The 330-nt window shown below is 50.6% G+C and carries 1 protein-coding gene; it reads left to right on the top strand.

Annotated elements, in window-relative coordinates; genetic code table 11:
- Positions 1 to 149: 149 nt before the first annotated feature.
- A partial coding sequence (locus tag AC1RPR_RS08605) for a hypothetical protein (protein ID WP_481763534.1) occupies positions 150 to 330 on the top strand: 181 nt, incomplete at its 3' end.

Raw genomic sequence — 330 nt, 5'->3', positions numbered from 1 at the left:
CTGCTGCGTATGGCACTCGAACAGAAATCTCTTGGTGTTGCGCACCAAGTTGTGAGGTGATATGATTCACACAATCAGTTTGATTTTGCTTTGGTGCGCGGCTGTCATCAACATCGCACAGCTCGTGACCCGTGTACAGGAGAAGAAAAATGCACGCAACAAAACTTCGTAAGGGTGAGGCGCTTGCCAAGATGTTGAAGATTTGCGTCGAGAAGTTCGACGGCCACTTTGACAAGGCAGGCATGCCCTACATCTTCCACCTGCTGAAGGTAATGCACTACGTGAAGAGCGACGATGAAGAGCTTCAGTGTATCGCGCTCGGACACGACC

Source organism: Dellaglioa sp. CoH-57-MRSF-22, from assembly GCF_056781895.1.
Note: the sequence above shows the minus strand (reverse complement) of the source record. Positions and strands in the feature narration are given on the sequence as shown.